Source organism: Aerococcus sp. L_32 (assembly GCF_050689315.1).
The window spans coordinates 22,454-29,137 of sequence record NZ_JBOEQF010000008.1 but is presented as its reverse complement, the minus strand read 5'-3'; the positions used below and the strand labels follow the sequence as shown (position 1 = coordinate 29,137).

Below are 6,684 nucleotides of genomic sequence, written 5' to 3'. Positions count from 1 at the left end.
GGTCAGTTCGGTGGTCCTTTACCATATTATATGGATGGAATACGTAAGAACGGATTTGTGAACCCCAGGCAATTTCTGATTTTTCACCGCGGATTTCATCTAATTCTTTGGCATTTTTTTCAGCTAGTAAATGCGCTAATTTAGCTTGTAACATCTTCATAGCCGTATCCCTATTTTGGAATTGAGACCTTTGACCTTGTGAGGCCACGACAATACCAGTTGGCACGTGGGTTAACCGAACTGCTGAAGATGTTTTATTGATATGTTGCCCTCCAGCACCTGATGCGCGGAATACGTCCATTTCAATATCTGATTCATCAATTTCAATTTCCGTATTTTGGTCTAATACTGGCATAATCTCCACTGAAGCAAAGGATGTATGCCGACGCTTATTAGAGTCAAATGGTGAAATACGCACCAAACGGTGGATACCATCTTCTGATTTTAAAAATCCATAAGCATTTAACCCTTTGATTTCTAATGTAACAGACTTAATCCCCGCTTCATCCCCATTTTGGAAGTCTAGTGTGGTTACTTGATAGTCGTGTTGGTCTGCCCACCGTTGGTACATTCTAAGTAGCATAGAAGCCCAGTCTTGGGACTCAGTACCACCAGCACCTGGATGAATCTCTAATAAGGCATCGTTATGGTCATACTCGCCACTTAGTAAAATATTGCGCTCATAGGCGCTAATTTTAGCTTGAAAAGCTTGTATTCGATTAACTAATTCCTTAGATAAATCGGGATCTGGTTCTTCTTTAACCATTTCGTTTAAAAGTGTCAATTCTTCATATTCATCCGCTAGATTATTGAATTCATCATAGACCTTTTTCAAGGCGTTATTCGCATCAATTACTGATTGTGCTTTTTCTGAATCATCCCAGAAACCTGGTTGAACCATATCAGCTTCATACTCAGCTAAATCTGCTTCCATTTTCTCTAAGTCAAAGAGACCCCCTGAAGCTGTCAATTTGGGTTTTATTTTGCTCTAGTAAGTTATTAATTTCATATTGTTCCATCTTATATCGCTCCTAATAAAAACACGGGACCAACATGCATGATGATGTTACTCGGTCAATGCCTTGTTCGTCCCGATGTTCATAATATGCTCTTATTTAGCTTGTTTACGTTCTAAGTTTTGACGAATTTCTGATTGCATGAACATGCGTGTTGCATCATATTCAATACCGGCAATCATTTCGTTGAAACGGTCAAATCCTTCAGATTGGTATTCTACCAATGGGTTATTTTGCGCGTAAGCACGTAGTCCAACCCCTTGACGTAATTGGTCCATAGCGTCAATATGGTCAGTCCAACGAGAGTCAACTGCACGCAGGATAACAACTTTTTCAAATTCTAGGGCCATATCTTTGTTATTGATTGAATCAATTTTTTGGTTGAAACGGTCAGCCGCTTTATCAGTAATAAAGGCAATAATTTCTTTTTGGCTTTTACCCTCTAAGTTATCAATGTCTACTTGCGTATTGCGGTATAAGGTTGTTTCGGCAAAATCAGCCAGCGCTTCTAAATTCCAATCAGCACGGTCACCAGCAGTGTATAATTCCACTTGGCGTTTAATGGTCCGCTCAATCATTGGCCACATCACGTCATCCAATGACTCTTCAGCTGAAATCACTTCGAAACGTTGTGCGTAGATGACATCACGTTGTTGACGCATCACTTCATCGTATTCCAGGACGTTTTTACGGGTATCGTAGTTATTCCCTTCAACACGAATTTGTGCACCTTCAACCTGTTTAGTAATCATACGAGACTCAATCACCATATCTGGATCATCTTGATCAAGATTTAAGCTTTCCCATAGTTGTTGGATACGCTCTGACCCAAAACGGCGCATGACGTCATCTTCAAGTGACAAGTAGAAACGTGAGTAACCTGGGTCTCCTTGACGTCCAGCACGCCCACGTAGCTGGTTATCAATACGGCGTGATTCGTGACGTTCAGTACCAATTACAGCTAAGCCACCAAGTTCTTTTACTTCGGGGCTCAATTTAATATCTGTACCTCGCCCCGCCATGTTCGTCGCAATCGTCACGGCGCCCTTTTGACCTGCATCAGCAACAATTTGCGCTTCACGTTCATGATTTTTAGCGTTCAACACATTATGTCGAATACCCAATTGCGTTAAAGCATCTGATAACATTTCAGAAGTTTCAACCGCTACAGTACCTACTAAAACTGGTTGTCCAGCCTCATGGCGGGCAGCGATATCTTTTACAACTGCATTGAATTTCGACTTTAAGTTAGGGTATAAAATATCTGATTTATCTTCACGAATAACAGGTTTATTGGTTGGAATTTGAATAACGTTCATATTGTAAATTTCACGGAATTCTTCCTCTTCAGTTTTAGCTGTACCTGTCATACCAGATAACTTTTCATACATTCTAAAGTAATTTTGGAAGGTAATTGTCGCCATTGTTTTTGATTCATTTTGAATTTCAACGTTCTCTTTGGCTTCAATACCTTGGTGTAACCCGTCAGAAAAACGACGCCCTTCCATGATACGACCTGTGAAACCATCAACAATTTTAACTTGACCATCAACTACAACGTAGTCAATATTTAAAATCATGATGTAGTTAGCACGCAAAGCTGTATCAATATGGTGGATTAAACGGCCATTTTCCATGTCGTATAAGTTTTTTACATGGAAGACATCTTCGGCTTTTTCAATACCTGCTTCAGTAAGGGCTATTGTTTTAGAAGAAACATCAATAACATAGTCTTCCTCTTCTTTTAAACTTTTAGCAAAATAATCTGCGCGTTGATAAAGTGCTGTTGATTGCTCTGCTTGGTTGGAAATAATCAACGGCGTACGCGCTTCATCGATTAAGATTGAATCCACTTCATCGACAACCGCAAAGTATAAAGGACGTTGCACCATTTGGCGTTTGTACACGACCATGTTGTCACGCAAGTAGTCAAATCCAAGCTCATTATTTGTTGAATAAGTAATATCCGCTGCATATGCTTCACGCTTTTCGTCGTTGTTCATACCAGCTTTATTCAAGCCCACTGTTAAGCCTAAGAAAGTATATAACTCACCCATTTGCGCTGAGTCACGGCTTGCCAAGTAGTCATTGACTGTCACGACGTGAACGCCTTTACCAGCTAAGGCATTCAGGTACACTGGCATTGTTGCTGTTAAAGTTTTACCTTCACCAGTTTTCATCTCTGCTATGTTTCCGTAGTGTAAAGCCAAACCACCCATAATTTGTACGTGGTAAGGGAATAATCCAAGGACACGGCGTGCACCTTCTCTTACTGTAGCAAAAGCTTCCACTAAAATATCTTCCAAGTCTTCACCTAATTGTAGCCGTTCTTGGAATGACTTAGTCATATCTTTTAATTGGTCATCTGTGTAATTTGCAAAACGATCCTCTAATGCTTCAACTTGTTTTGCAGTTTTATCAAATTTTTTCAAATCTTTTCTTTGGTTATCAAAAACCTTTTTTAAAACATTTGCCATTATTTTCTCCTTTGGTTCAGAAACTTGTATAAATCTTGGGCTAATGTGTCCAGCGGTATCGCGCTACCCACTATCCCCAATATATTTATCGTCCATTATATGATAGCATTAAAAATTTGTCATTAAAACAAGAAACGGACAGCCTTAGCAGAAATTACAAGATTTCTACAAAATATGCTAGAAAAATAGTTAAATGCATTAAAAAGCTCCAGCATACACCGGAGCTTGTTGTTTTATAAGATTTTTCTGTTTGATTATGCTTCTTCTAAGTCATCTTCAATGGCAATTAAACCATAAGATCCTTTACGACGAGCATATACCAAGGCACCTTTACCAGTTTCAGCATCTTCGAAGATAAAGAAGTTGTGACCTAGCATTTCCATTTGCAATACCGCTTCTTCTGCAGTCATTGGCTTCACAGATAAGGTTTTACGACGCACAATCTTAATTGGGTCATGCCCTTCTTCAGCCTCTTGCTCAACGCGATCAGCTTGCACTTGTGTCTCCACGGCGCCTGGTAAACCAGCACTTACACGAGGTTTACGATTCATTTTTGTTTTGTATTTACGTACTTGACGTTCTAATTTATCTACCACAAGGTCAATAGAACCGTACAAATCTTGAGATGTTTCTTCAGCACGTAAAGTCAAACCACCTGATAAGGGAATTGTAACCTCTGCCTTAGCATCCTTATTCGGATAAACTTTCGCATTTACATATGCAGTTGCATCTGGTGAATCAGTGAAATACCGTTCAATCTTAGAGATTTTCTTTTCAGCATACTCTCTGATTGCTGGAGTGATTTCAATATTCTCACCGCGGACGTTGTATGTAAACATAATCTTTCATCCTTTCTACCAGTAATAAATTACTGGTGAAGCTCCTATAGCTTCTTTATTAGTACTTTTATTATAATGGAAACCGCTTACCAATACAAATAATCTACTCTCAAAAATGCATATTATCTTGCAAGGGTTAATCCGCTTATTTGACTGAAGCCAGCTAATTCAAGTGCTTTATAGGCTGAGAACATTGTGGTGCCCGTAGTATAGACATCATCAAATAAAACAATAGGTCGACGTTGGTCTAATGGACTTATTGCTGGATTAATCCTAATTTTATTAAGGTCTCGTAACCGATTCTGTCGATTTTTATAAGCTTGCTTCCCCTTATTCCCCTCACTTATCAGTAAATCCTTATAAGGAATACGTGCAGCTTCTAATAATAAGGCTGTTTGATTGAAACCTCTATTCGCTACTTTCTCACTAGAGGAAGGCATAGGGACCCAAATCGCATTCTGATCTTTTCGATAAGCAGATCTTAATTCATGAGCAAAAAGAAAACGGCCCCGTATATCTCCCTGCCCTTTTAAAACGACTAACCAATCTTTAAATATTCTATTATATTGGTAGAATGCTTGATTCTTAAAATGCCAATTGTGATACCTATGCCAACTTTGACAATCACTGCAAAATCCTTCTGCATTCACTTCAACTACCATTCCTTCCACAACGGGCCGCCCGCATTGTTTACAGGTATTTTTAATAGGAATAGTTTCTAATCCGCTTAAACATTCTTGGCAAAAAAGAGCTGGTTGAATCCGACCTAAAGACAAGATATCCGATAAGGTTAAGTGAATATCTAAGATATTTTGACAGATTAAACAAGCTGACACTGTATCAGTAGTTGTGCTTTCATCATTCATCAAAGTCTTAAAAAGATTAGTCATCAATTAAACCTCGTTTTCTTGCTTGCTCATTCATCGTTTTAATTTGCCGAATTGCAGCATTTGATGCTTTCGTTTTCCCGTAATGGAGAAAGTACACATCTCCAAAAGGCCATTTAGGCTTTCTACCTACTCGCCCAGATATTTGCACAAGCGCCGCTGTGGTAAAAGTTTGATCTTCGCTCCCCAATACAATGACATCAATATTCGCGAAAGTGACCCCTCGTTCTAAAATGGTTGTTGAAAACAGAAAATCATAGTGTCCATCTCGCATATTTTGCACTTTACTAATTCGATCAGGGTCTTTAGAAGAGACAGATTCAAATCGGTATTCAGCAAACGCTTGTTGACACAATTTAACAAAGGTCAACATCCGGTCGATATGCGGCATAAAAACTAAGACTCGTCGTCTCCTTTTTAATAGTTGGTTTAATAAGCGTTTAAAGACAATTGGCACCTTACCTGCCTGAATGAGGCTTTGCCAATCCCCTACCCATCGGTGGACGGGAACTGGTAGTCGGTGTCGATGGTAACGTGCCGGGAGAATAGACACGGGCATTTTCCCCTCTTTGATTTGTTTTTCATGGCTGGGATTGGGTGTTGCTGTCAGTAAAACCTGTGCACCAGTCTCTTTTACAGCACGATTAGAAGCAAAATATAGCATTGGGTCACCGTCATAAGGGAAAGCGTCAATTTCATCAATAATCAGCAAATCAAAAGCTGCTTTAAACCGAATTAACTGGTGGGTAGACCCAATTGTAAAAGCCGCACCACTATATGATTCTTCAGATTGGCCGTGAAGTAATTGAATAGTTACTTCAGGAAAAGCTGCTTTAAACCTAGGTGCCAATTCATTAGCAACATCAATCCGTGGTGTTGCTAGTGCAACTTTTCCTCCAGCCATCAGCGCTTGATTAACCGCTTCAAAGACCATTTCGGTTTTACCCGCACCAGTAACTGCCCAAACTAAACGTTGACCACCAGTTTGGTAGCTTTGACAAATCTCTTCAGAAGCTTGAGCCTGTTGCTCAGATAAGGTCCCATTCCACGCCAGATAAGATTGGTTTCTTTTCCAGTAATGTGCTGTTGCTGTTTCTTCTAGGTGATAGAGCTTATCGCAGGTTCGCAATTTACCAAAGTTAAGACACTGCAAACAGTAAAGACATTCTATTAAGTCACATTGACAGATATTTTGATGAAAGTTTGTACGGTTACCACAACGAAGACAAGTTAACCGTGAACCGCTTTTCTCTATGGCAGGGAAAATCTGTAGTCCGGGAATTTCTAGTGAGGCCATGGACTCATCGGTCTGGTCAATTTCCTTGGCTGTAACGAGTCGACCTCTTAGTAAGTTGCTAACTGCTTCCATCCTTATCCCCCCTCTTATGAAGTTTATACGGGAAAAATGTCAAAATGCGCCAAAAAAAAAGACCAGGAAACTTCCTAATCTCAATTAAATATAAAA

Annotated in this window: 5 protein-coding genes; all 5 read right to left on the bottom strand. The window is 39.6% G+C overall.

Annotation, left to right across the window (positions count from 1 at the left end):
- Positions 1–1,019 (bottom strand): peptide chain release factor 2 gene (gene prfB / locus ACRCJ0_RS01525; RefSeq protein WP_431389293.1). Its coding sequence is split into 2 segments (ribosomal slippage), with 1,018 coding nucleotides annotated over them: positions 1–946 and positions 948–1,019; the frame shifts between segments, so codons are not numbered across the junction. This gene is flagged as partial in the annotation.
- Between the two features lie 92 nt (positions 1,020–1,111).
- Complete coding sequence (gene secA, locus ACRCJ0_RS01520; protein WP_069286319.1) at positions 1,112–3,493, bottom strand: preprotein translocase subunit SecA; 2,382 nt, start codon at positions 3,491–3,493, stop codon at positions 1,112–1,114.
- 254 nt (positions 3,494–3,747) lie between these two features.
- On the bottom strand, positions 3,748–4,332 hold the full coding sequence (hpf, locus tag ACRCJ0_RS01515; protein WP_016897971.1) for a ribosome hibernation-promoting factor, HPF/YfiA family: 585 nt from the start codon (positions 4,330–4,332) through the stop codon (positions 3,748–3,750).
- A 122-nt stretch (positions 4,333–4,454) separates the two neighbouring features.
- Positions 4,455–5,222 (bottom strand): ComF family protein, encoded by a 768-nt coding sequence (locus ACRCJ0_RS01510; protein ID WP_431389292.1) that lies wholly within the window; start codon positions 5,220–5,222, stop codon positions 4,455–4,457.
- Complete coding sequence (locus tag ACRCJ0_RS01505) at positions 5,215–6,588, bottom strand: DEAD/DEAH box helicase (protein WP_431389291.1); 1,374 nt, start codon at positions 6,586–6,588, stop codon at positions 5,215–5,217. The genes ACRCJ0_RS01510 and ACRCJ0_RS01505 overlap by 8 nt, the downstream gene beginning before the upstream one ends.
- Positions 6,589–6,684: the final 96 nt, after the last annotated feature.

Coding starts and splice junctions, on each gene's coding strand:
- secA (WP_069286319.1), bottom strand. CDS start 3,493: ATGGCAAATGTTTTAAAAAAGGTTTTTGATAACCAAAGAAAAGATTTG.
- hpf (WP_016897971.1), bottom strand. CDS start 4,332: ATGTTTACATACAACGTCCGCGGTGAGAATATTGAAATCACTCCAGCA.
- ACRCJ0_RS01510 (WP_431389292.1), bottom strand. CDS start 5,222: ATGACTAATCTTTTTAAGACTTTGATGAATGATGAAAGCACAACTACT.
- ACRCJ0_RS01505 (WP_431389291.1), bottom strand. CDS start 6,588: ATGGAAGCAGTTAGCAACTTACTAAGAGGTCGACTCGTTACAGCCAAG.